Origin of the sequence: Mycolicibacterium flavescens, from assembly GCF_001722335.1 — a bacterium.
GTDB lineage: Bacteria > Actinomycetota > Actinomycetes > Mycobacteriales > Mycobacteriaceae > Mycobacterium > Mycobacterium flavescens.
The window spans coordinates 374686-397093 of sequence record NZ_MIHA01000003.1; the positions used below are offsets into that span (position 1 = coordinate 374686).

The 22408-nt window shown below is 70.0% G+C and carries 17 protein-coding genes; 7 read left to right on the top strand and 10 right to left on the bottom strand.

All coding sequences use genetic code 11. From position 1 onward, the window contains the following. Nucleotides 1-38 precede the first annotated feature (38 nt). On the bottom strand, nt 39-2774 hold the full coding sequence (locus BHQ18_RS06195; RefSeq protein WP_308204728.1) for a helix-turn-helix transcriptional regulator: 2736 nt from the start codon (nt 2772-2774) through the stop codon (nt 39-41). A gap of 89 nt (nt 2775-2863) precedes the next feature. On the opposite strand from BHQ18_RS06195, the gene BHQ18_RS06200 reads away from it, so the two are divergent. Beyond that, nucleotides 2864-3766 (top strand): alpha/beta hydrolase, encoded by a 903-nt coding sequence (locus BHQ18_RS06200; protein ID WP_069412674.1) that lies wholly within the window; start codon nt 2864-2866, stop codon nt 3764-3766. Nucleotide 3767: 1 nt separating this feature from the next. Here BHQ18_RS06200 and BHQ18_RS06205 read toward each other — a convergent pair whose 3' ends face one another. The 3 genes from BHQ18_RS06205 to BHQ18_RS06215 are packed head-to-tail and all read right to left on the bottom strand — an operon-like array spanning nt 3768 to nt 7196. Beyond that, a complete protein-coding gene (locus tag BHQ18_RS06205) occupies nt 3768-5057 on the bottom strand; it encodes an amidohydrolase family protein (protein WP_069412675.1) in 1290 nt (429 codons plus the stop codon). After that, on the bottom strand, nt 5051-6160 hold the full coding sequence (locus BHQ18_RS06210) for a CoA transferase (RefSeq protein ID WP_069412676.1): 1110 nt from the start codon (nt 6158-6160) through the stop codon (nt 5051-5053). The genes BHQ18_RS06205 and BHQ18_RS06210 overlap by 7 nt, the downstream gene beginning before the upstream one ends. Nucleotides 6161-6203: 43 nt before the next feature. After that, the gene (locus BHQ18_RS06215) at nt 6204-7196 is read right to left on the bottom strand and encodes a MaoC family dehydratase (protein ID WP_205866050.1); all 993 of its coding nucleotides are present in this window, start codon (nt 7194-7196) and stop codon (nt 6204-6206) included. A 33-nt stretch (nt 7197-7229) separates the two neighbouring features. Here BHQ18_RS06215 and BHQ18_RS06220 point away from each other — a divergent pair, with 33 nt between their 5' ends. Together BHQ18_RS06220 and BHQ18_RS06225 are read left to right on the top strand one after the other, a co-directional pair. Continuing rightward, entirely contained in the window at nt 7230-8387 is a 1158-nt protein-coding gene (locus tag BHQ18_RS06220; protein ID WP_069412678.1) for an acyl-CoA dehydrogenase family protein, read from the top strand. A gap of 2 nt (nt 8388-8389) precedes the next feature. Then, the gene (locus BHQ18_RS06225) at nt 8390-9112 is read left to right on the top strand and encodes a GntR family transcriptional regulator (protein ID WP_069412679.1); all 723 of its coding nucleotides are present in this window, start codon (nt 8390-8392) and stop codon (nt 9110-9112) included. A gap of 51 nt (nt 9113-9163) precedes the next feature. Here BHQ18_RS06225 and BHQ18_RS06230 read toward each other — a convergent pair whose 3' ends face one another. Genes BHQ18_RS06230 through BHQ18_RS06240 form a run of 3 tightly spaced genes read right to left on the bottom strand, consistent with a single transcriptional unit; the run spans nt 9164 to nt 13122 of the window. Beyond that, nucleotides 9164-10051 carry an enoyl-CoA hydratase/isomerase family protein gene (locus tag BHQ18_RS06230; RefSeq protein WP_069412680.1) on the bottom strand — a complete coding sequence of 296 codons (888 nt, stop codon included), beginning with the start codon at nt 10049-10051 and terminating at the stop codon, nt 9164-9166. Further along, complete coding sequence (fadD4, locus tag BHQ18_RS06235) at nt 10048-11568, bottom strand: fatty-acid--CoA ligase FadD4 (protein ID WP_069412681.1); 1521 nt, start codon at nt 11566-11568, stop codon at nt 10048-10050. Before fadD4 ends, BHQ18_RS06230 begins: the two co-directional genes overlap by 4 nt. A gap of 51 nt (nt 11569-11619) precedes the next feature. Beyond that, nucleotides 11620-13122 (bottom strand): carotenoid oxygenase family protein, encoded by a 1503-nt coding sequence (locus BHQ18_RS06240; protein WP_069412682.1) that lies wholly within the window; start codon nt 13120-13122, stop codon nt 11620-11622. 82 nt (nt 13123-13204) lie between these two features. Here BHQ18_RS06240 and BHQ18_RS06245 point away from each other — a divergent pair, with 82 nt between their 5' ends. Then, nucleotides 13205-13762, top strand: coding sequence for a TetR/AcrR family transcriptional regulator (locus BHQ18_RS06245; RefSeq protein ID WP_069412742.1), 558 nt, complete (start codon nt 13205-13207; stop codon nt 13760-13762). Between the two features lie 91 nt (nt 13763-13853). Here the strand turns inward: BHQ18_RS06245 and BHQ18_RS06250 are convergent, their stop codons facing one another. The 3 genes from BHQ18_RS06250 to BHQ18_RS06260 form a co-directional block, all read right to left on the bottom strand. Continuing rightward, a complete protein-coding gene (locus BHQ18_RS06250; protein WP_069412683.1) occupies nt 13854-15677 on the bottom strand; it encodes a phosphoenolpyruvate carboxykinase (GTP) in 1824 nt (607 codons plus the stop codon). Nucleotides 15678-15877: 200 nt separating this feature from the next. Continuing rightward, nucleotides 15878-17326, bottom strand: a complete 1449-nt coding sequence (locus BHQ18_RS06255) for a hypothetical protein (protein ID WP_234794086.1) — start codon at nt 17324-17326, stop codon at nt 15878-15880. A 2-nt stretch (nt 17327-17328) separates the two neighbouring features. Then, the gene (locus BHQ18_RS06260; protein WP_234794092.1) at nt 17329-18231 is read right to left on the bottom strand and encodes a putative GTPase; all 903 of its coding nucleotides are present in this window, start codon (nt 18229-18231) and stop codon (nt 17329-17331) included. 220 nt (nt 18232-18451) lie between these two features. Between BHQ18_RS06260 and trmB the strand changes: the two genes are divergently transcribed. From trmB to mmpL3, 3 genes are all read left to right on the top strand, one after another. Then, nucleotides 18452-19216 carry a tRNA (guanosine(46)-N7)-methyltransferase TrmB gene (gene trmB, locus BHQ18_RS06265; protein ID WP_069412685.1) on the top strand — a complete coding sequence of 255 codons (765 nt, stop codon included), beginning with the start codon at nt 18452-18454 and terminating at the stop codon, nt 19214-19216. Beyond that, nucleotides 19213-19905 (top strand): NYN domain-containing protein, encoded by a 693-nt coding sequence (locus BHQ18_RS06270; RefSeq protein WP_069412686.1) that lies wholly within the window; start codon nt 19213-19215, stop codon nt 19903-19905. Before trmB ends, BHQ18_RS06270 begins: the two co-directional genes overlap by 4 nt. Before the next feature lie 61 nt (nt 19906-19966). Next, the coding region (gene mmpL3 / locus BHQ18_RS06275; RefSeq protein ID WP_069412744.1) for a trehalose monomycolate exporter MmpL3 at nt 19967-22408 on the top strand (2442 nt) is incomplete at its 3' end.

Below are 22408 nucleotides of genomic sequence, written 5' to 3' on the forward strand. Positions count from 1 at the left end.
TCTACGAGGGCTGCTCGGATTAACTCAGGATACTCCGGTCAGGTGCGCGGCCCCATCCGCCTACCGAGTTCCGCGCGCGAGCGGATCCCGAGCTTGCGGTAGATCTGCGTCATGTTCGCCTCGACGGTCTTGGCGCTGATGAACAGCGCCGCGGCGATGTCGCGGTTGGTCATCCCCGAGGACGCCAGTTCGGCGACCCGTTGTTCGCCCGGGGTGAGCTCGGCCGACCGGCCGGGTGCCACGTTGGTGCGCTCGATCTCGGCCCTGGCGCGGTTCGCCCACAGCGGGCTGCCGAGCCGCTCGAAGGTCTGCAGCGCCTCGGTGAACGTCTCTGTGGCGCTTTGCTTCTGGCGTCGTCGCCGCTGCAGCTGGCCCAGCACCAGCTGGGTCCGGGCGCGTTCGAACGGCATCGCGAGCCGGTCGTGTTCGGCGAGCGCCTGCAGGGCCGACTTCTCCGCCGCGGCGACGTCACCCGCGGCGGCGGCGACCAGCGCCCGGCACCTGGCGGCGATCGCCAGCATCCAGGACCGGTCCAGCCGGCGGCCGTTGCGTTCCAGCGTCGCGATCATCGGTTCGGCCTCGGCGGTGCGGCCCAGAGCCACCAGCGCCTCCACGGCGTCGGGCACGAACCCGGCCTTGATGATCTCGGTACATGGGAGCCGGTCGAAGTCCGACGTCAGCGGTTCGAGGTCTTTCAGCGCCTGCTCGTAGTCGCCGAGGGACACGCTCACGAAACCCAGTGTCATGATCGGCCATTCGGCCAGCAGCGGGGCGCTGAACCGTTCGGCGGCCTCGATCGCGGCCGTCGCGTCGGCGCGCGCGGCGTCCACCTGCCCGGTGTATGCGGCGGCCAAGCCGCGGACGGTCAACGCGATCACCAGCGAGTGGTCCCCGCCGATCTGCTCGGCGTGCTGGATCGCGTCGTCGGCTGCGCCTGCGGCCGCGGCGTAGTCACCGCGCCACACGTGGATCAGCGTGCTCCACACACAGACGAACAGCATGTCGCCGTCGGCGCCGCGCTCCACGCAGCGTTGGCGCAGCACCGCCATGTGCCCGCGCGCCTCGTCGAGACGGCCCGCCCACGCGAGGACCTGCGCGGCGGTGGAGTGCGCGCGGAACGGGATCGGCACGTCGGCGTCGGGGTCCTCCATAGCCAGTGCCCGGTTCAGGCTGTCTTCGTCGAAACCGTTGCCGGACAGCGCTTTGAGAACCTCCAGGTCGGCGAGCGCCTGGCTGGTGAGCATGTCGATGCCGAGGATTTCGGCGTGGTTGACCGCGTTCTGCGCGCTGACCAGCGCCTGCTCGTACTGTCCCTGGTTGGCCTGGGCGAACGACAGCGTCAGCAGGGTCTGCGCCAGCACGGCCGGGTTGTCCTCGCTGTTGGCGAGCGCCTCGGTCAGCACGTCGGCGGCGTCGGCGAAGCTGCGCCGGTAGATGTAGATGCCGGCGAGCAGTCCCAGCGCGATCGCCCGCAGCATCCCCGGCCGCACCACCTCAAGCGCCGGTGCGAGCACCTCGTGCGCCTTGTCGTGATCGCCGGCCCGGAAGTGGTGGCTGCCCGAGCGGATGCGCCGCGACGGGCTGTCCCCGCCGAGCTTGATCGCCAGGTCCAGCAGTTCCGCGGCCGCGCTCGGCGCGCCGCGCGCGCGTGCGGCCTCGGCGGCGTCGTCGAGCGAGCGCAGGATCTCGGGGTCCGAGCGCGACGACGCCAGCGCGAGGTGCCGCGCCTTGAGTTCGGGCTGCACGACGGCTTCGGCCAGCGCCCGGTGCATCCGCCTGCGCCGTGGCGCCGACGCCCCGAAGTAGACGCCGCGGGCCAACAGCTGGTGCGTGAAATGGACCCGGTTGCCGGTGATCTCGATGATGCCGCGGCTCTCGACCTCTTCGAGCAGCTCGGTCATCCGGTCGGGGTCGTTTCCGGTGGCCGCGGCCAGCAATTCGACCGTCGGGTCGGCAACGCTGGCGGCGGCCAGCAGCGCGTCGTTGGCGTCGTCGTCGAGATCGGTGATCCGCCGCTGCACCAACTCGGCCAGCGTGCGCGGCAGGTCGGGTTCGGTGTCGATTGCCCGCGCCATCTCCAGCGCATAGAACGGGTTGCCCCCGGAGACGTCGGCGATCCGCATGATCGTCGGTCGCGGTAGCGAGCGCCCGATCCGGCTGCTGATCAACTCGTGCAGGCCGCCGAGGGTCATCGGGCTGACCCGCACCCGGGTCAACGCGTCGGGTCGGGCCAGATGCAGCCACGACGTGGTGCTCGGCTGCTCGGGATCCGCGCGCTCGGTGACGACGAGGGCGACGCGGCCGCGCAGGCGGCGGGCGACGAACGCCAGCACGTCGCGACTGCAGGCGTCGAGCCATTGCAGATCGTCGACCGCGATGACGACCGGGTTGTCGACAGCCATCGTCTCGATGACCGACAGCATGGCCGCGGCCACCACATGCTGATCGGTCTCCGGGCCGCCGGCGTCGTCGCGCATCAGAACCCGGTTCACCGCGACCCGCTGCACTTGGGGCAACGACGCCAGCGCATCCGTGTCGATGTCGGTCAGCAGGTCGGCGACCGTGCCGTAGGCGAGTTTGGACTCCGCCTCCCACGCCCGCGCCGACATCACCGTGAACCCGCTGTCGCGGGCGTGCTGCAGCGCGGCCAGCCACAACGTCGTCTTGCCGATCCCGGCCTCGCCTTCGAGCAACAACCCCGCGGGCCGCTGCGCCGCGGCCGAGACGATCTCGGAAATCGAGTGCATCTCGTGCGCCCGGCTGACCACCCCCACCGCCACATCATGACAGCGGGCAAACAATTCCGGCGCGGATGAACCAGACCCGGCCTCCTCGCGCCGTCACGGGACGCAATACTGGGCAGATGCCTCCGCCCGAGTTCCACCCCGAACTGCGCCGCACCGCCCGCCTGGTACCGAAGCAGGCGATCACGCCGGTGACGCTGCCGGTGATCCGGATGGTGACGCGCCGGATGTGGCGCAAGGTGCCGCGCGACGTCGAGGCGCTGACGTTGCCCTCCGGTGTCGGGGTGCGGCTGTTCCGGCCCGCCGGCGCCACCGGCCGGGGTCCGGCGCTGCTGTGGATCCACGGCGGCGGGTATGTCATCGGGCATCCCGGTCAGGACGACGACCTGTGCCGCCGCTTCGCGCGCCGACTCGGAGCCACCGTCGCGGCGGTCGACTACCGCCTGGCCCCCGAACACCCGTATCCAGCGCCGCTGGAGGACTGCTATGCGGCGTTGAAGTGGCTGGCGGCGTTGCCGTCGGTGGACCCCGCGCGGGTCGCGATCGGAGGCGCCAGCGCCGGCGGCGGACTGGCCGCGGCGTTGGCGCTGCTGGCCCGCGACCGCGGCGAGGTGCCGCTGGCGGCTCAGCTGCTGGTGTATCCGATGCTCGACGACCGCACCGTCGACCGCGCCGAACTCGACAAGCCGGGGCTGCGGCTGTGGAACCAGACCAGCAACAAGTTCGGCTGGTCGGCGTACCTCGGTGACGCCGATCCGGAGGTCGCGGTGCCGGCCCGCCGCCAAGACCTGACCGGCCTGCCGCCCGCGTGGGTGGGCGTGGGCACCTTCGACCTGTTCCACGACGAGGACCTCGCCTACGCCGAACGCCTGAAGGCCGCCGGGGTGCCGTGCGAGGTCGAGGTCGTCGAGGGGGCGTTCCACGGGTTCGACGGGGTGGCGCCGAAAGCGTCAGTGTCACAACGCTTTTTCGACAGCCAGTGCGCGATGCTGCAGGGCGCGCTGACGCCGGCCGCCGCTTAGCTCAGCGTTCGAAGACCGGTCGGCCCGCGACGATCGTGGCCTCGACCATGGTCGCGTCCAGCGCGTCGAGCACCTCGGCGGGAGGACCGGCCAGCACGACCACGTCCCCGGGTTCGCCTGGCGCGATGCGGCGGGGCCGGGCGGGGCGCTCGGCCGGGCCGAGGAACATCGCCAACGCCCGATGCGGCGCGACGCGTTCGGCCGCGCCGAGGACATGGCCGGCCCCGGTGGTGCGGTGAACTGCCGCCCGCATTGCCCGCCACGGGTCGCCGTCGCCGAACGGGGTGTCGGTCGACAACGCCACCGGCACACCGGCATCGATCAGAGACGCCAACCGCCACAGTTCGTGATGTTCGGCGGCGGGCACGTCGTCGAGATACTGATCGCCGCGTTCGGCGACGAAATTGGGTTGGGTCACCACCGTCACGCCGCTGTCGGCGAGCGCGGCGATGCTGTCGTCGGGGACGACGGCGGCGTGTTCGATGCGGTCCCCCGCGCGGGACCCGGCGATCTGCAGCGCCGCCAGCGTGACCGCGAGTTGTGCGGCCGTCACGCAGTGCACGGCCACCGGTGTGCCGTGGTCATGGCGGTCGACAATCCAGTCGGCCAGCCCGTCGAGGTCGAGGTCGGTGTCGTGCAGGATCCGCTTACCCGGGGCGAGGCAGTGCACTCGCTGGTACAGGTGGGCCGCGAGGAGAGCGTCGACGTCGGTGGCGTCGAGATCGGGGGTGGCGTCGGTGACCCCGGTGACCCCGAGCCCGGCCAGGTGCCTGCTGATCTGCGAGAGGCCGGTGTCGTTGCGCGGCAACGTGTTCGACCAACCGTGGTCGTCGCTGCGCAACCGGCCGTCAGGGTGGTCGGCCCGCCCGATCCGTTCGAGGCCCGCGGTGTTGAGTGTCCACAGCACACCGCTGCGGTGCTGCACCCGCACCGGCACCGGGGGTGCGATTTCGTCGAGCAGGTTGCGGTCGAGTGGCCCGGCGACGGCCTCGTGGTACCCGACCGCGCGGATCCAGCCGTCGTCACCGACCGGGGCTTCGGCGAGAATCCCTGCGAGACCGGCACGGTCGCGGACGTCGGAGGGCCCGACTGTGACCGAGCGCAGCGCTGCGGCGGCGGAGTGCAGGTGGACGTGGTGGTCGTGCAGGCCGGGGATGACCGTGCGCCCCGCGGCGTCGAGAATGTCTTCGCCGGGGCGGGCGCTGAGGTCCGCTTCGACCGCTGTGATCGTGTCCTCGACGCGGATGTCGGCTGCGGTGCCGTCGAGCAGTCTGGCGTGTTTGATCAGCACGCCGCGAACCGTCGGCGGATCAGTTCGTCGACCTCGGCGTTGTGGGCGCCCAGCGCCGGCGCCGACCCGGTGATCTGTGGTGTTGTGTCGCAGCGTGTTTGGCCGTCCTGCGGGAGCGCGGCGTAGGTGGCCGCCACCGCGGCCATACACACCTCGACCAGTTCGCCGCCGCCACTGCGCAGCGACTGCACCACCGCGAGCGCGGCTTCCAGACCCGTCAGTGGGTCGGCGATCGCGTCACCGCAGAACACCGGCCCGTCGCCGTCGGCGCCGACCAGACCGCCGGAGACCGCCGCGTCGTCGCCGAACGCGACCCAGTTGCCGCGCTCGTCGTCGGTACCGTGACCGGTGATACGCAGCCAGACCCGACCGTCGCGCGGGGACACGTCCGTCGGTCCCAGACCGCGGCGCACGAGCGCGGCCGGACGCGACGACTCGATCACCACGTCGGCGGCGTCGAGCAACGCCCGCAGACCGTCGGGTTCGTCGAAATCGGCTTGGTAGGAGAGCTTTCCGGCGTTCATCCAGTCGAAGAACGACCGGGGTCCGTTGCGGGCGCCGTCCGGCCGGGCAACGGTTTCGACCTTGACGACGGTGGCGCCGGCCCGCGACAGCAGGTGCCCGCACAGCGGGCCCGCCCACATCGCCGACAGGTCGGCGACCAGCAGATCCGAGGGGCCGCGGGTGGTGGTGGCGGCGCCGAACGGATACACCCGCGGCGGTTCGGGCGGGGTCTCGGCGAGTGCGGCCACCGGCAACCCTAGCAGCCGGGCCTGTTCGGTGACGTCGGCGGAGTCGCGGTCGGCGGCCCACGCCTGCACGGCGGCCCACGGCTCGTCGACCGTGTCCGCGCCGATCAGGGCGGGTACCGCGGCGACGTCGTCGGGGCGCGACAGCGTCAGCGCGCACCACCCGTCGCGCGAGGGCATCAGGCGGGTCGCGCCGCCCGCCGACACCCGGCCCCGCGGCGCGATGCCCAGCAGCGCGGCCCGCCCGCCGATCAACTCGGCGGCGTCGACGGACACGCCGGTGAACGTCATGAACGCACCGGCCACCCGGCGGGCCCGGTCGAGCACGCCGGCGGAGACGGCCAGGGACGTCACAGCCCCATTGTGCTTGCTTCGTCCCGGCCAAAGGGAGCGGGGTTCAGAACTGCAACGCGGTGAAACGCCAGTCGAGCACCTCGCGGTCGGGCTCACCGGCGGCATGGACCACCGATCGCAGGGTGAGCACGCCGCCGCGACCGTCGGGCAGCGGGTCGGCGCGCTCGACGTGCAGTTCACTGAAGAGGGTGTCACCCTCGTGGACCGGGCCGGTGTGGTCACAGGACTGCCAGGCCAGCACGGTCACCAGGTTCGGCAGGAGCCGGGTGGCCTGCGCCAGCGCCAGCCCGATGGTGTGCCCGCCGTAGACCAGCCGCTGCCCGGCGACGCGGCGATCATGGTGGGTGGCAGCGATGTTCAGCGACAGCCGGGCCAACTCCGGGGCGCTGCTGACGACGTCGCCGGTGCTGTGCAGCACCGCGCCGGCCAGGCCCGCATCGAAGTGGTCGCCGGCGACGCGCGCGCGGTAGGCCTCGGCGTCCCAGTCGGCGGTCGGGTCCGGCGTGGGCAGGGCTTCGGCGCCGACGGCGGCCAGGTCGTCGGCGTGTCCGGTGTCGCCTGCACCGTCGCGTAGCGGCAGCATCGCGCACCGGTAGAAGTCGAGAACCATCCGGCCCAGCTGGTCCACGGTGGTCATCCGCAGCGCGGCCAGACCCGTCGGGGCACGGCCGGGCTTGGCGGAATTCTGTTTCAGCCCAACGACTTCGGTGCGGGTGAACAGCGAGTCGCCGATGACGGGGTACCGGTGAAACCTCAGCCCGCGGTAGAACAGGTTGGCCTTGACCCGCTGGGTCACCAGGGTGGTCTGGCCGATCGCGACATCGCACACCAGCGCGGGATGGGCCAGGGGCCCGGTGGCGCCGGTGACGGCCGCCGCGAGTTCGGCGTCCAAGGCCAGGCGCAGCCGGTCGCCGAGGATCGACTGGTGCACGGCCGCGGCGCCGTCGGTCAGCGTCATCGACGGTGCGGTGTCGAATACCTGCCCGACCCGCAGGTCGTCGAAGTAGGGGCCGCTCACGGCTGCCCACTCTGGCATTCGGCCGGACAAAGTGTCAATATGGCCGTACATATGAACACGCTCAGTGAAGAAGAAACCATGTTGGTCGCCACCGTGCGGGCTTTCATCGACCGTGAGGTCAAGCCGCGGGTGCGCGACGTCGAACACGCCAACGAGTACCCCGAGGCGTGGATCGAGCAGATGAAGCAGATCGGCATCTACGGGCTGGCGATCCCCGAGGAGTACGGCGGCTCACCGGTGTCGATGCCGTGCTACGTCGAGGTCACCCAGGAGTTGTCGCGCGGCTGGATGAGCCTGGCAGGCGCGATGGGCGGGCACACCGTCGTCGCCAAACTGCTCACCCTGTTCGGCACCGAGGACCAGAAGCGCCGGTATCTACCCGCGATGGCCACCGGAGAGGTGCGCGCGACGATGGCGTTGACCGAACCGGGCGGCGGTTCGGATCTGCAGAACATGACGACGGTGGCGCTGCCGTCCGAGGGCGGCGGGCTGACCATCAACGGCTCCAAGACGTGGATCTCCAACGCACGCCGGTCCGGGCTGATCGCGCTTCTGTGCAAGACCGACCCGGCGGCCACACCGCGGCACCGGGGTATCTCGGTGGTGCTGGTCGAGCAGGGCACCACCGGGTTGTCGGTGTCGCGCGACCTGCCCAAACTCGGCTACAAGGGTGTCGAGTCCTGCGAGCTGGTGTTCGACGACTGTCGGGTACCGGCGTCGGCGATCCTCGGCGGCGAGCCCGGTAAGGGTTTCGGGCAGATGATGAAAGGGCTTGAGACCGGCCGTATTCAGGTGGCCTCGCGTGCTCTGGGTGTCGCGACGGCCGCGCTGGAGGACGCGCTGCGCTACGCGCAGGAGCGGGAGAGCTTCGGCCAGCCGATCTGGAAGCACCAGTCCGTCGGCAACTATCTGGCCGACATGGCGACCAAGTTGACCGCCGCGCGGCAGTTGACCCGCTACGCCGCCGAACGGTACGACAGCGGCGAACGCTGCGACATGGAGGCCGGGATGGCCAAGCTGTTCGCCTCCGAGGTGGCGATGGAGATCGCGCTCAACGCCGTCCGGATCCACGGCGGCTACGGCTATTCCACCGAGTACGACGTCGAACGCTATTTCCGGGACGCGCCGCTGATGATCGTCGGCGAGGGCACCAACGAGATCCAGCGCAATGTGATCGCCTCGCAACTGGTGGCCCGGGGCGGCGTCTGACGATGAAGCCCGCGTACCAGGTGCTGCGGGACCAGCTGCGCGACGAGATCGCCGAGGGCCGCTACCGTGACGGTGCGCGGCTACCGACGGAGTCCGAACTCGTTGCTGCACACGGCCTGTCGCGGCAGACGGTGCGGCGGGCGTTCCAGGACCTGGTGGCCGAGGGCGTGGTGTACCGGGTGCCCGGTCGCGGCACCTACGCCAGCGACGTCGGTGGCCGGTATCTCCGTCAGCTCGGTTCGATCGAAGACCTGATGAGCCTGTCCGACGACACCTCGATGGAGGTGCTGAGCGGGTTGCGCAGACGCGTCGACGTGGCGGCCGCGAGCCGGTTGCGCCTCGACGGCGACGCGGTGTTCACGGTGCTGTTCCGACGGCTGCACGCCGGTCTGCCGTTCGTGTCGACGACCGTGCACCTGCCACCCGCGGTGGCCGCATCGGTGGTGGACTCGGCGGAACTGGCGGACGGAGCAGTCGGCACGCAGACCGTGATCGGAGTACTCGAACCGCACCTCGACGCCCCTATCGTCGAAGCGGCACAGTCGATCACGGTGTCGCGAGCCGACGCCGGGGTTGCGGCCGCGGTGCACTGCGAGCCCGGTCACCCGATGCTGCGGGTGGACCGGCTGTACTCGGACGCCGAGGGCCGCCCGGTCGAACTGTCGGTCAGCCACTTCCTGCCCGAGCAGTACACCTACCGCGTGACGCTGCGCCGCTCAGGCTAGTTGTGATTTCGGCGCGCTACCGATCGCTCAGCGACTGGTAGCGCACCGAAGTCACTCGATGATGGAGTCGATGAGGCCCCACCGCAGGGCAGTCTCCGCGTCGACGGCCCGGCCGGACAACACCAGATAGGCGGTGCGCCAGCGGCCGATTCGCCGCGTGACACTCACCGTACCGCCGGCGCCGGGCAGCAAACCGAGCGTGAGTTCGGGCAGCCCGAACACCGCGTCGGCGCTCGACTGCACACGCCCGCAGAACGCCGCCATCTCGAGCCCGCTGCCCAGCACCCGGCCGTGCACCACCGCCCGGCACCGATTCCCCAGTCGCTCAGCGAGTTCCGCGAGCACCAGCGCCGGGCTGTAGCGGGTCCTGGCGAAGTGCGCGCTGGCCGGATCGGCGAAGCTGCCGAACTCGGCGAGGTCCCCTCCGCTGCAGAACGACGGCCCGTTGCCGGACAACACGACCTCGGTGACCGACGGGTCCAGCCGCGCCACCTCCAGCGCTTCGAGCAGCGCGGCGCGTGCATCGGTGGAGAACGCGTTGTGCCGCTGGGCGCGGTTGAACCTCACGTGCAGCGTGTCGTCGACCCGTTCGGCCACAACGGGTTCCGGTAACACGGGGACCTGCGCAGGCCCGCGCTCGGCGAGCCAGCGCGCGAACTCCGGGCCCGACTGCAGCGTCGAGTACGCCAGCGACTCGGTGATGACGCCGTTGAACGCCGGGGCCTCGACGTCGGCGGCCCGCAGCACGTCGTCGCAGATTCCGGCGGCATGCGGCCACCGCTCGCACCGTTCGCGCAGCTCCTCGAGGGCCGCGGAGACCGACGCGACGGTGACCGACCGCGGGTCGTCGGTGTCGTCCTCGGTGAGCGTGAAAGTGGCGTCGTCCGAAGCGGACCCGACGGCGACGACGATCCCGCCGGCCAGTTCGATCGTGGTCACGAGTACTTCTTGATCAGCTCCTGCTTGTACAGCTTGCCGGTGTCGGTGCGCGGCATCTGCGGTTCGAACGTCAGCGTGCGCGGACACTTGTAGTGCGCCAGCCGGTCCCGCAGCCAGGCGATCAGCTCGTCGCCGAACTCGGGGGTGGCGTCAGCGGGGTCGACGGTCTGCACCGCGCCGTGCACCCGCTGGCCCATCTCGTCGTCGGGCACGCCGAACACCGCCGCGTCCAACACCTTCGGGTGCGTCACCAGCATGTTCTCGGCTTCCTGCGGGTAGATGTTCACACCGCCCGAGATGATCATGTGGTGCCTGCGGTCGGTCAGGTAGAGGTAGCCCTCCTCGTCGACGTAGCCGATGTCGCCGACGGTCATCCAGCCGTGCTTGTTCTGCGCCTTGGCGGTCTTGTCCGGGTCGTTGAGGTACTCGAACGTGTGCCCGCCCTCGAAATAGATCTCGCCGGGTTCAAAGGGCGGCAGTTCGTTTCCGTCCTCGTCGCAGATGTGCAGGGTGCCGGTCATCGGCTTGCCGACCGAACCCGGGTGTGTGAGCCACTCCTCGGCGCTGATCAGCGTCGACCCGTGCGCCTCCGAGGAGGCGTAGTACTCGTCGATGATCGGGCCCCACCAGTCGATCATCTGCTTCTTGATCTCCACCGGACACGGCGCGGCGGCGTGGATGACGCGCTTGAGGCTGGAGACGTCGTACGAATTGCGCACCGAATCCGGCAGTTTGAGCATCCGGGTGAACATCACCGGCACGAACTGCCCGTGGGTGACACCGTAGCGCTGGATCGCGTCCAACGCGCCCTCGGCGTCGAACTTCTCCATCACGACCGTCGTGTACCCGGCGGCCTGCACCGTCATCGACCAGACCGACGGGGCCGTGTGGTAGAGCGGCGCCGGGCTCAGATACACCGAATCGGGCTGCATCCACACCGCGACCAGCATCGTCATCAGCCCGGGGGCTTCGGCCGGCGATAGGTGCGGCAGTTCGCGTTTGATGCCTTTCGGGCGTCCGGTGGTGCCCGACGAGTACTGCAGCAGATCGCCCTCGATCTCGTCGGCGATCGGGGTGTCGGGGTGCGCGGCAACGCATTCGGGGTAACGCTGCCAGCCGTCCAAGTCGCCGTCGGCGATGAGCAGCAGCTCCGGCAGGCCGTTGGGCAGTTCGGCACCGAGACCCTCGAGCGTCTTGCGCAGCGCCGCCGAGCCGATGATGCCCTTGGCGTTGCTGTTGTCGATGATGTAGGCCGCCTCGGCGGACGTCAGGTGCGTGTTGATCGGGACGTAGTACAGACCGCTGCGCCGCGCCGCCCACATGACGGCGTGCATGTGCTCGTTGTTCTCCATCAGGATCGCGACGGTGTCCCCTTCGACGAACCCGTGCCGGCGGAAATGGTGGGCCAGCCGGTTGGCCCGCGCCTCGAGTTCGGCGAACGTCACGGTCGTGCCGCTCGGATGCATGATGATGGCGGGCTTGTCGGGCGTGGCCTCGGCATGTTCGCGGATCTGCATGGGCTGACTGTACTCAAACCGAGTTGACAGGTGTCAACAGTGGTGCGGATTCTAGGCGGGCGCGAAGTTCCCGTGGAACCCCTGCGGGATGTGGTGGGTCAGCGCCGCGGTCGCCAGCGGTCCTCTCGCAAGGTCTCTGGCGTCGAGAATGACCAGCTGTGAGGCGCGCCGGACCGCGTCGTACTCCACCGTCAGCAGCCAGCCGTCGTCCTCGGCGGTGCCGCCCGGGCGCGGGGTGAAGACCGGCTCGCAGAAGCTGTTGCCCGGGCCGGAAGCGGGGTGGTCCTGCTCGGTCTGATCGGTCAGGTCCAGCTTGCTCACCGTGTCGTAGAACGCGCCGAGGCGGCGACGGGTGTTGTAGTACGCGAACCGGTGCGCGCGGCCCTCCCGGCCCGGATGGTGTCGCGGGAACTCACACGGGCCGGCGCTCAGCGGCTCGGACAGGACCCGGCCGGACGCGGTGACCCGGAACCGCGTGAACTCCGACGGCGCGTCGGACAGCGACGCCGTGTGGAACCGCGCGATCCGTTCGGCCAGCCGGCCGTCGCCGTAGGTGATGGCGTCGACGACGACGTCGCTGCCGTCGTCGTACGCGTTGCTGAGGTGGAACTGCAGCACCGCCTCGCACTCGACGCGACGGATCTGTCCGCCGTCGCGCGGGACGAGCAGGAACTCGCTGCCGCGCTCGGGCCGGTACCGCAGGGTGTCGCCGATGGTCGCGCGCCCGAGCGCCACCGCCATCGCGTCCGGGATGAGCGGGGAGACCAGGAACACCAGGTACCGCTCGGTGATCGTGAAGTCGTGCACCATCGCCGTGTACGGCAGCGGCGTCGACCGCAGGTGCCGCAGTCGTCCGGTGCGGTCGGTGCGGTAGATCCGCAGGTGCGGACGCGGGATCAGCTCGACCCCGAAGTTGTACATCGCGCCGCTGTCCGGGCAGAAGCTGGGATACGCGGAATAGGTTCCCAGCCAACGAAGTTCGCCCCCGAAGCGGCGCGCCCCGAGGGTTTCGAGGGTGTCGGGGTCGATCTCGTGCGGCGGTCCGCCCTCCCACAGCGCGAAGAGGCGACCGGCGTGCTTGACGACGTTGGTGTTGGCCAGGTTCGGCGGGACGCGACCGATGTTCTTGCGCCACCCGCCGGGCGCCGCGGTGCCCATGTGGCTCACCGAGCCCTTGCCGCGGAAGTGGTTCGTGCGCACGTACCGGTTGCGGTAGTGCACACCGGACCCGTCGATCGTGAACGCCGACAGCATGCCGTCGCCGTCGAACAGATGGTGCAGCGGGCGGCCGGTGTAGTCCTCCCAGCGCCCGGGGCCGTCGCGGTACAGGGTGCCGCGCAGTTCGGCGGGGATCGTTCCGTCGATCTCGTCGATGCGGTAGTCGTGCTCGACGGGTTGCGGCTCGCTGACGCCGAGGCTGCTCAGATCCTCGGCCCCCAGCTCTGACAGCTCCGCATGGCGGGCCTCGCGTTCGTCGTCGGGCAGGGAGTCGAGATAGCGGCGCAACCCGGGGAACGGGCTCAGATCCACCGTGGGTTCGAGCGATGCGGTCACGCCGGTTCTCCTAACTGAGACTAGATGTCAAATTAGTCTCAGTTGGGCCTGTGGGTCAACGGCGTCGGTAACAATGCCGGTGATGCCCTTCACCCGGTCGTACGACGCGCTGCTGCAATCGGCGCTGGACCTCATCGCCGAGCGCGGCGTCGACACGCTGACGTTGAGCCAGGTCGCCGAGCACGCGCGCGTGTCCCGCGCGACGGCGTACCGGGAGTTCGGCGACAAGGACGGGCTGATCAGCGCCGTCGCCGCCCACGAGATCGGCCTCATGCTCGCCGCGGTGCAGGCCGACGTCGACACCTCGGCCGCGCCGGCCGATCTGGTGGCTTCGGTGGTGGTGTCGGCGCTGCGGTATCTGCGCGGCCACGCCGCGTTCACCTACGTCCGCGATCACGAGCCGCACCGGCTGCTGCACGCCGTGCTGTCGATCGGGGACTCGCGGATGGACCTCGTGCAGACCGTCGCGAGCGTGGTGACACCGACCGCCGTCGTCGACGAGAGCCAACTGCGGGTGAGCGTCGTTCAGGCCGCCGAGCTGATGGTGCGCGCGGTGCTGTCGCACACGCTGATCGAGTACAGCACGCTGTCCGACGAGGAGGTCGGCGCGGCCGTCGCGCACGCGGTCATCGCCGGCTGACGGCCGCGAACAGACGCACAATGCCCCAAATCCGGGAGGAAATGGGGCATTTCGCGTCTGCTCGGCAGAGAAAGTTGCGCGGCAGAGAAAGTTACTCGGCGTCGAGGCGGTGCTTGAGCGCGTCGAACTCGTCCTTGATGCCGGTCGGCAGCTTCTCGCCGACGAACTCGAACCACTCCTCGATCAGCGGGACCTCCTGGCGCCACTCGTCGACGTTGACCGCCAGCGCGGCCTCGACGTCAGCGGGGTCGGCGTCGAGGCCGGACAGGTCCAGGTCCTCGGCGGTGGGCACGGTGCCGATCGGGGTGGTGCGGCCGCCGGCGCGCTGCTCGATCCGGTCGATGACCCACTTCATCACGCGGCTGTTCTCGCCGAAGCCCGGCCACAGGAAGCGGCCGTCGTCGCCGCGGCGGAACCAGTTGACGAAGAAGATCTTCGGCATCTGCGACTCGTCGGACTGCTTGCCGATGTTGATCCAGTGCGCGAAGTAGTCGCCGACGTTGTAGCCCAGGAACGGCAGCATGGCCATCGGGTCGCGGCGCACCGTGCCGACCTTGCCCTCGGCGGCGGCGGTCTGCTCGGAGCCCATCGTGGCGCCCAGGAACACGCCGTGCTGCCAGTCGCGGGCCTCGGTCACCAACGGAACCGTGGTCTTGCGGCGGGCGCCGAACAGGATCGCCGAGATCGGCACACCCTGCGGGTCGTCCCACTCGGGCGCCAGCGTCGGGCACTGCGACATCGGGGTGCAGTAGCGCGAGTTCGGGTGCGCGGCTTTCTCACCGGACTCGGGGGTCCAGTCGCGGCCCTTCCAGTCGATCAGGTGCTGCGGGTCGCCCTCGAGGTCCTCCCACCACACGTCGTTGTCGTCGGTGAGCGCGACGTTGGTGAACACGGTGTTGCCGGCCTCGATGGTCTTCATCGCGTTCGGGTTGGACTTCCAGTTGGTGCCCGGCGCGACGCCGAAGAAGCCGAACTCGGGGTTGACCGCGTAGAGGCGGCCGTCCTTGCCGAACCGCATCCAGGCGATGTCGTCGCCGACGGTCTCGGCGCGCCAGCCCGGGATCGTGGGCTGCAGCATCGCGAGGTTGGTCTTACCGCACGCCGACGGGAACGCCGCGGCCACGAAGTACGACTTGTTCTCGGGGGAGATCAGCTTGAGGATCAGCATGTGCTCGGCGAGCCAGCCCTCGTCGTGGGCCATCGCCGAGGCGATGCGCAGCGAGTAGCACTTCTTGCCCAGCAGCGCGTTGCCGCCGTAACCCGAACCGTAGCTCCAGATTTCGCGGGTCTCCGGGAAGTGGCTGATGTACTTGGTGTCGTTGCAGGGCCAGGGCACGTCCTTCTGGCCCGGCTCCAGCGGCGCGCCGATCGAGTGCAGCGCCTTGACGAAGAAGCCGTCGGTGCCCATCTTGTCGAGCGCGGCCTTGCCCATGCGGGTCATGGTGCGCATCGAGACGACGACGTACTCGGAGTCGGTGAGCTCCACACCCAGCTTGGGGTCCTCGGCGCCGAGCGGGCCCATGCAGAACGGCACCACGTACATGGTGCGCCCGCGCATACAGCCGCGGTACAGCTCGGTCATGGTCTCGCGCATCTCGGCGGGCGCCATCCAGTTGTTGGTGGGGCCGGCGTCGATCTCGTTCTCGGTGCAGATGTAGGTGCGGGACTCGACACGGGCCACGTCGGAGGGGTCGGACAGCGCGAGGTACGAGTTCGGCTTCTTCTCGTCATCGAGGCGCTTGAAGGTGCCGGCGGCGACGAGCTGCTCGCACAGGCGGGCGTTCTCCTCGTCAGAGCCGTCCGCGAACACCACGCGGTCGGGCTGCGTCAGCTCGGCGACCTCTTGAACCCAGGCGAGCAGACCCTTGTGCTTCGTCGGTGCGGTGTCCAAACCGGGGATGGTCGCTGCGGTCATGAAACTCTCCTGTGTCTGTTGCTGCCAGGACCCAAGGCTCCGTATGCGCCACTCAGACAGGAAGTCGGCGGCGCTGCGTTCCTTATCAAGAGGTTAACGCGGGTGAGATACCCGCGGGGACCCGGGATCATGTCCGATCACTCACAGGAACGATTCAGAAGAGGTTTTTTCGGCCGTTCGACCGACCAGGTGCCGAAGTGTCAGCCAGGTGCGCCTCCGGATTTGCCGGTGCGGACCGCGTCGAGCACCCGCTGCAACGACGGTAACCGGTGGTCGCGTTCGCTGGCCGCACGTGCGGTCTCCACCGCATGTCGGCGCAGTTCGGCGTCGATCTCGGCGATCCGGGCCCGCGCGGCCTGCGCCTCCCGCTCGTCGCGGGCCGCCGATTCGGCGGTCAGCGCGCTCTCGGCGTCCAGCACCCGGGTGGCGACCCGTTCCTCGAGCGTCGCCCGCAGCGCGCTGAACACCTCGGACACCCAGCGGTCCAGTGCGGAGCGGTCGTGCAGCAGGCCGCGGATGCCCACCACCCACACGGTCACCGCCAGCCCCACCGCCGCGCCGACCGCCAGGCCCGCGACCGTCAGGCCGGGGGCCAGACCGGCGAACAGCCGGGTCACCATCAGCGCCACCCCCAGCCCGAACCCGGCGCCGAGCACCGTCGTCAGCTGGGTTTCCAGGCGCCGGGACTTCAGCGGAGGCGGATCGATGACGGGGTTCGCCGCCGGCGCGGTGGGCGGCGGTGGGGCGGGCATCTGCAGCTGAGCCGCCGCGTCGGCCACCTGCGCGGTGATGCCGTCCTCCACTTCGGCGACGACGTCGGCCGCGCGCCCGCGCACGTGTGCCTCGAACCCGCCGAGCGCTCGCCGGCCCAGCTTCGACGCGTCGTCGGCCAGTTCGGCGCGCACCGACGTGCAGCGGTTGCGCGCGAAGTAGCCGAGTTGGACGCGCGCCTGCTGGATCTGGGTGCGCAGCGCGATGGTGTGCTCGGTCTTGGCCGCCCGGCGACCGCGCATGACCTCGTCGCGGGCCTCGTGCAACGCCGACACCCGCGCCCGCCGCCCGGCCCCCGCACCGTCGGCGGTGTAGCGGTCGATCAACTGCTCGATGCGGGTCTCCCACGCGCGCAACCGGTTTCGCCGCACCAGGTCGGGATCGGCGAGCCGTTGACGGAGCAGGTCGACGAGCTCGTCGACCCGCGGCTCGCCCAGGTCCGGCGCCGCCGCCGTCCCCACCCACGGCACCCGCGCGTAGCGCTGCGACCAGCGGGCCAGCACGTCGCGGTCGGCGGCCAGCACGTCGCGCCAGTCGCGGTGGGTGTCGATCTTGGCGACCACCCCGATCACCAGGTCGGTGTGGCGGCTGACCAGATCGACCAGCTCGCAGTCGGATTCGGTCAGCGGGGTCACCGCCGAGACCACGAACACCACCGCGGCCGGGGCGTCGCCGGCGGCGAGTTCGTCGGCTTCGACGACGGTGTGTTCGGGCATCCGTTCGCGCAGCGCGGCGACCAGGCTGGTGCTGCCGGCCAGCCACGGGCCGGTCACCAGCACGACGTCACGCGCGCGCACCGCGGGCGGGCTCAGGTCCGGTTCGACGGCGGCGACCACGGCGTCGGCCGCCGCAATCTGCTCGGCGACCGTGCGGTCCACCACTACTGCGCCCGGGCCAGCAGCCGCAGCGAACCGCGGCTGATGTCGGCCGCGCACGCCCGGTGCAGCGCGTTGACCGGGCCCTGCCCGTAGCGCCGCCACCGCACGGCCCGGCGCAGGTGCCCCTCGGGGTCATCGGCGCGGTCGACCTCAGCGCCCGCGGCCTCCACGACGTCGACCGCCGCGGTCATCACCGACAACACGGTCTCGTCGGCGCGGAGCAACCCGGCCAGCGTCTCGTCGCCGGACTGCGCCGCCACGGCCCGCACCTCGCTGATCGCGCGGCGCAGTCGCCGGTACCGCAGCGGCGCGGCCGCCGCCTGCACCAGGTCGACGACCCGCGCGACCTGGCTGAGGTCCCGCAGATGCGCCGTCAGCGCCGGGACCGTGGCGCCGCGCTCGAGCGCCAGCACCGCGTGCGCGATGCCGAACCGGTCCAGTTCGGCGAGCAGGCGGGCACGGGTCTCGGCGGGCAGCGGATGCGCACCGGAGACGAAACCGTCGGTCGACGTCAGGTCCGCCGGTTCGGTGATCAGCACCCGCAGCGCGGCGACCAGGTCGTCGGTCGGTGTGGCCGAGGCCAGCAGCGCCACCATCGGCACGGTCGGAAGCCCGGTCACCGTGCGATACCGGGCGGCGCGGCGCTGGGCGATGGCCAGGGGTCCGCCCGGTCCGTAGCCGCTCAGGTCGCTCTTGTTGAGCACGACGACGGCGGGCCGGTCCGCATCGAGAAACCCCAGGTCCTCGGGTTTGGGCGCCTCGGCGATCACCAGCACGTCGACGTCCGCGCAATCGGGCACCACCGCAACACCCGCGCCGGTCAGCGCGGCAGCGACGGTACGCCTGCCAACCCCGGCGCGTCCGTGCACCGCGACCCGCGTCGGCGCCGAGAGCCGGCGCACGATCGGCTTCAGCCGCCGGTCGTCGATCTGGTGCAGCGCGTCGACGAAAATACGGGCGCCCCTCCCTGCTCGTGCGAGACGTGTGCCCGCTACGACGATGGTGGCATCCCGACGCGCCCGCGGCGAGCCTCTGGCGGTCCGGCCTGGGGACAACGCGCCACATACCAGCGCCAGGCAACTGTTGGGTATCAATCTGCACCACGATGCGGGTACTCCACTTCCGATGAGCCACCATGGACGGATGCACCAATCCGGACCCGATGTCGCGGCTTCGGGTTCCGAGACCCCTGCCGATCGGCATCACCACCGGCGCGTCACCAGTTTCCGCACGCGGCGCAGCACGCTCTCGCCCGCTCAGCAGGCGACCTGGGACCGGCGCTGGCCCGAGATCGGGATGCACGCGCGCGACGGCGACGTTCCGGCGCCCCGACTGGACACCGCCACCTGGTTCGGCCGGTCGGCGCCTGTCGTCCTGGAGATCGGCTGCGGCACCGGCACCTCGACCCTGGCGATGGCCAAGGCCGAACCCCACCTCGACGTGGTCGCCGTGGAGGTCTACCGGCGCGGGCTCGCACAGCTGCTGTCGGCCATCGACCGCGAGAACGTCACCAACATCCGGCTGGTCCGCGGCGACGGCGTCGACGTGCTGCAACACATGTTCGGCCCCGACTCGCTGACCGCGGTGCGGGTGTTCTTCCCCGACCCGTGGCCCAAGGCCCGCCACCACAAGCGCCGGCTCCTGCAACCGGAAACCGTCGCGCTGATCGCCGACCGGCTACGCCCCGGCGGTGTGCTGCACGCCGCCACCGACCACGCGCAGTACGCCGAGCACATCGCCGAGGTCGGTGACGCCGAACCCCGGTTGCGCCGGGTCGGCCCGGACGGCGACCTGCCGGTCTCGGTGCAGCGGCCGGTCACCAAGTACGAAGGCAAGGCGCAGCACGTCGGCAGCGCCGTCACCGAACTGCTCTGGGAGAAGGCGTCATGAGCGCTGACCTCGAACAGATCCCCGAAGTGGCCTCGCCCGCCGAGCCGGCGTCCACCGACGGAACCGCCCGGGTGCTGCTGGTGTGGGACGCCCCCAACCTCGACATGGGGCTCGGCTCGATCATCGGCGGACGGCCGACGGCCGCGCACCGCCCGCGGTTCGACGCGCTGGGCCGCTGGCTGCTGGCCCGCACCGCCGAGCTGTCGGCCACCCGGCCGAACGTCTCGATGGAGCCCGAGGCCACCGTGTTCACCAACATCGCCCCCGGCAGCGCCGACGTGGTCCGGCCGTGGGTCGAAGCATTGCGTAACGTGGGTTTCGCGGTTTTCGCGAAGCCGAAGATCGACGAGGACAGCGACGTCGACACCGACATGCTCGACCACATCGCGCTGCGCCGCAGCGAGGGTCTGGCCAGCGTGTTGGTGGCCTCCGCCGACGGGCAGGCCTTCAAACAACCTCTGGAGGACATCGCCCGCGACGGCATTCCGGTCCAGGTGCTCGGATTTCGCGAACATGCGAGCTGGGCGCTAGCGTCGGATACCTTGGAGTTCGTCGACCTGGAGGACATTCCTGGTGTTTTCCGGGAACCGCTACCGCGAATCGGCCTCGATTCGCTGCCCGAGCAGGGTGCATGGTTGCAGCCGTTCCGGCCGCTGTCCTCGCTACTGACCTCGCGTGTGAACAACTGAACTGCGCATGGTCGGTGTTGACTTAACAGCTGATCTGGCCGAAACCGAGTAAGGAGCTTACGTGTTCGCCTGGTGGGGTCGAACGGTGTACCGCTATCGATACATCGTCATCGGCGTCATGGTTGCGCTCTGTCTCGGTGGCGGTATCTACGGCATTTCGCTCGGTAACCACGTCACGCAGAGCGGCTTCTATGACGAAGGCAGCCAATCGGTTCATGCCTCGGTAATCGGTGACGAGGTGTACGGCCGCGACCGCACCAGCCACGTCGTCGCGATATTGACCCCGCCCGACGGCGAGAAGGTCGACAACCCCGAGTGGCAGCGTGAAGTGGTCGGCGAGCTCGACAGCTTCGTCAGCGACCATCCGGATCAGGTGGTCAGCTGGGTGGGCTGGCTGCGGGCGCCCGACGCCGCCAGCGAGACCGTCCAGCAGATGAAGACCAGCGATCTGTCGAAGACGTTCATCAGCATTCCGCTCAAGGGCGACACCGACGACGAGATCCTGAAGAACTACCAGGCCGTCGAACCGGCGCTGCTAGAGATCAACGGCGGCGACATCCAGCTCGCCGGCCTCAACCCGCTGGCCAGCGAGCTGACCGGCAGCATCGGCGAAGACCAGCGCCGCGCCGAGGTCGCGGCGATCCCGCTGGTGTGTGTGGTGCTGTTCTTCGTGTTCGGCGGTGTCGTCGCGGCGGCGCTGCCCGGCATCATCGGCGGTCTGACCATCGCCGGCGCGCTCGGCATCATGCGCCTGCTCGCCGAGTTCATGCCCGTGCACTTCTTCGCCCAGCCGGTGGTGACGCTGATGGGCCTGGGCATCGCGGTCGACTACGGGCTGTTCATGGTGAGCCGGTTCCGCGAGGAGATCGCCGAGGGCTACGACACCGAGGCCGCCGTGCGGCGCACCGTGATGACCTCGGGCCGCACCATCATGTTCTCGGCGGTCATCCTGGTCGCCTCCTCGGTGCCGCTGCTGCTGTTCCCGCAGGGCTTCCTGAAGTCGATCACCTACGCGATCATCGCCTCGGTCATGCTGGCGGCGATCCTGTCGATCACCGTACTGGCCGCGGCGCTGGGCATCCTGGGCGCCAACGTCGACGCGCTCGGGGTGCGCACGCTGCTGCGGGTGCCGTTCTTCCGCAACTGGAAGCCGATGCGGGTCTACCTGGAGTGGCTCGCCGAGAAGACCCAGAAGACCAAGACCCGCGCCGAAGTCGAGAAGGGCTTCTGGGGCAAGCTGGTCAACCGCGTGATGAAGCGGCCGGTGGCCTTCGCCGCGCCGATCGTCATCGTGATGATCGCGCTGATCATCCCGCTGGGCGGGCTGTCGCTGGGCGGCATCAGCGAGAAATATCTGCCGCCGGACAACTCGGTGCGACTGGCGCAGGAGGAGTTCGACCGGGTGTTCCCCGGGTTCCGCACCGAACCGCTGACCATCGTGATGGAACGCGAGGACGGCGAACCGATCACCGACCAGCAGATCGCCGAGATGCGCACCAAGGCGATGACGGTCTCCGGGTTCATCGAACCCGAGGACGACCCGTCGAAGATGTGGCAGGAGCGCTCGGTTCAGGAGGGCGGATCCAAGGATCCGTCGGTGCGGGTGATCCAGAACGGGCTGGAGAACCGCAACGACGCGAGCAAGAAGATCAACGAGCTCCGTGAGTTGACGCCACCGCGCGGGGTCAACGTAAGTGTCGGTGGCACACCGGCTTTGGAGCAGGACAGTATTCACAGCCTGTTCGACAAGCTGCCGTTGATGGTCACGCTGCTGATCGTCACGACGACGGTCCTGATGTTCCTGGCGTTCGGGTCGGTGGTGTTGCCGATCAAGGCCGCGGTGATGAGCGCGTTGACGCTGGGTTCGACGATGGGCGTGCTCACCTGGATGTTCGTCGACGGGCACGGTTCGGGCCTGATGAACTACACGCCGCAGCCGCTGATGGCGCCGATGATCGGGTTGATCATCGCGGTGATCTGGGGTCTGTCGACCGACTACGAGGTGTTCCTGGTTTCGCGCATGGTGGAGGCCCGCGAGCGCGGCATGTCCACCGCCGAGGCGATCCGGATCGGCACCGCCACCACCGGCCGCCTGATCACCGGCGCGGCGCTGGTGTTGGCCGTCGTCGCGGGCGCGTTCGTGTTCTCCGATCTGGTGATGATGAAGTACCTGGCGTTCGGCCTGCTGCTGGCGCTGCTGCTCGACGCCACCGTGATCCGGATGTTCCTGGTGCCCGCGGTGATGAAGCTGCTCGGCGACGACTGCTGGTGGGCGCCGCGCTGGATGAAGCGCATCCAGGAGCGACTCGGCCTCGGTGAGACCGAACTGCCCGACGAGCGCAGGCGCCCGGTCGTGCGCGACGAGGCCGAGAACCCGGAGGCGTTGGTCGGTGCGGGTGCGCCGGTGCCGCCGCGGCCGTTCGACCGGCCACGCCCGCCGCACGATCCGACCCATCCCGCGCCCGCCGAGGGTGCGGCGCGGCCGGGCGCGCCCCGGGTGGCA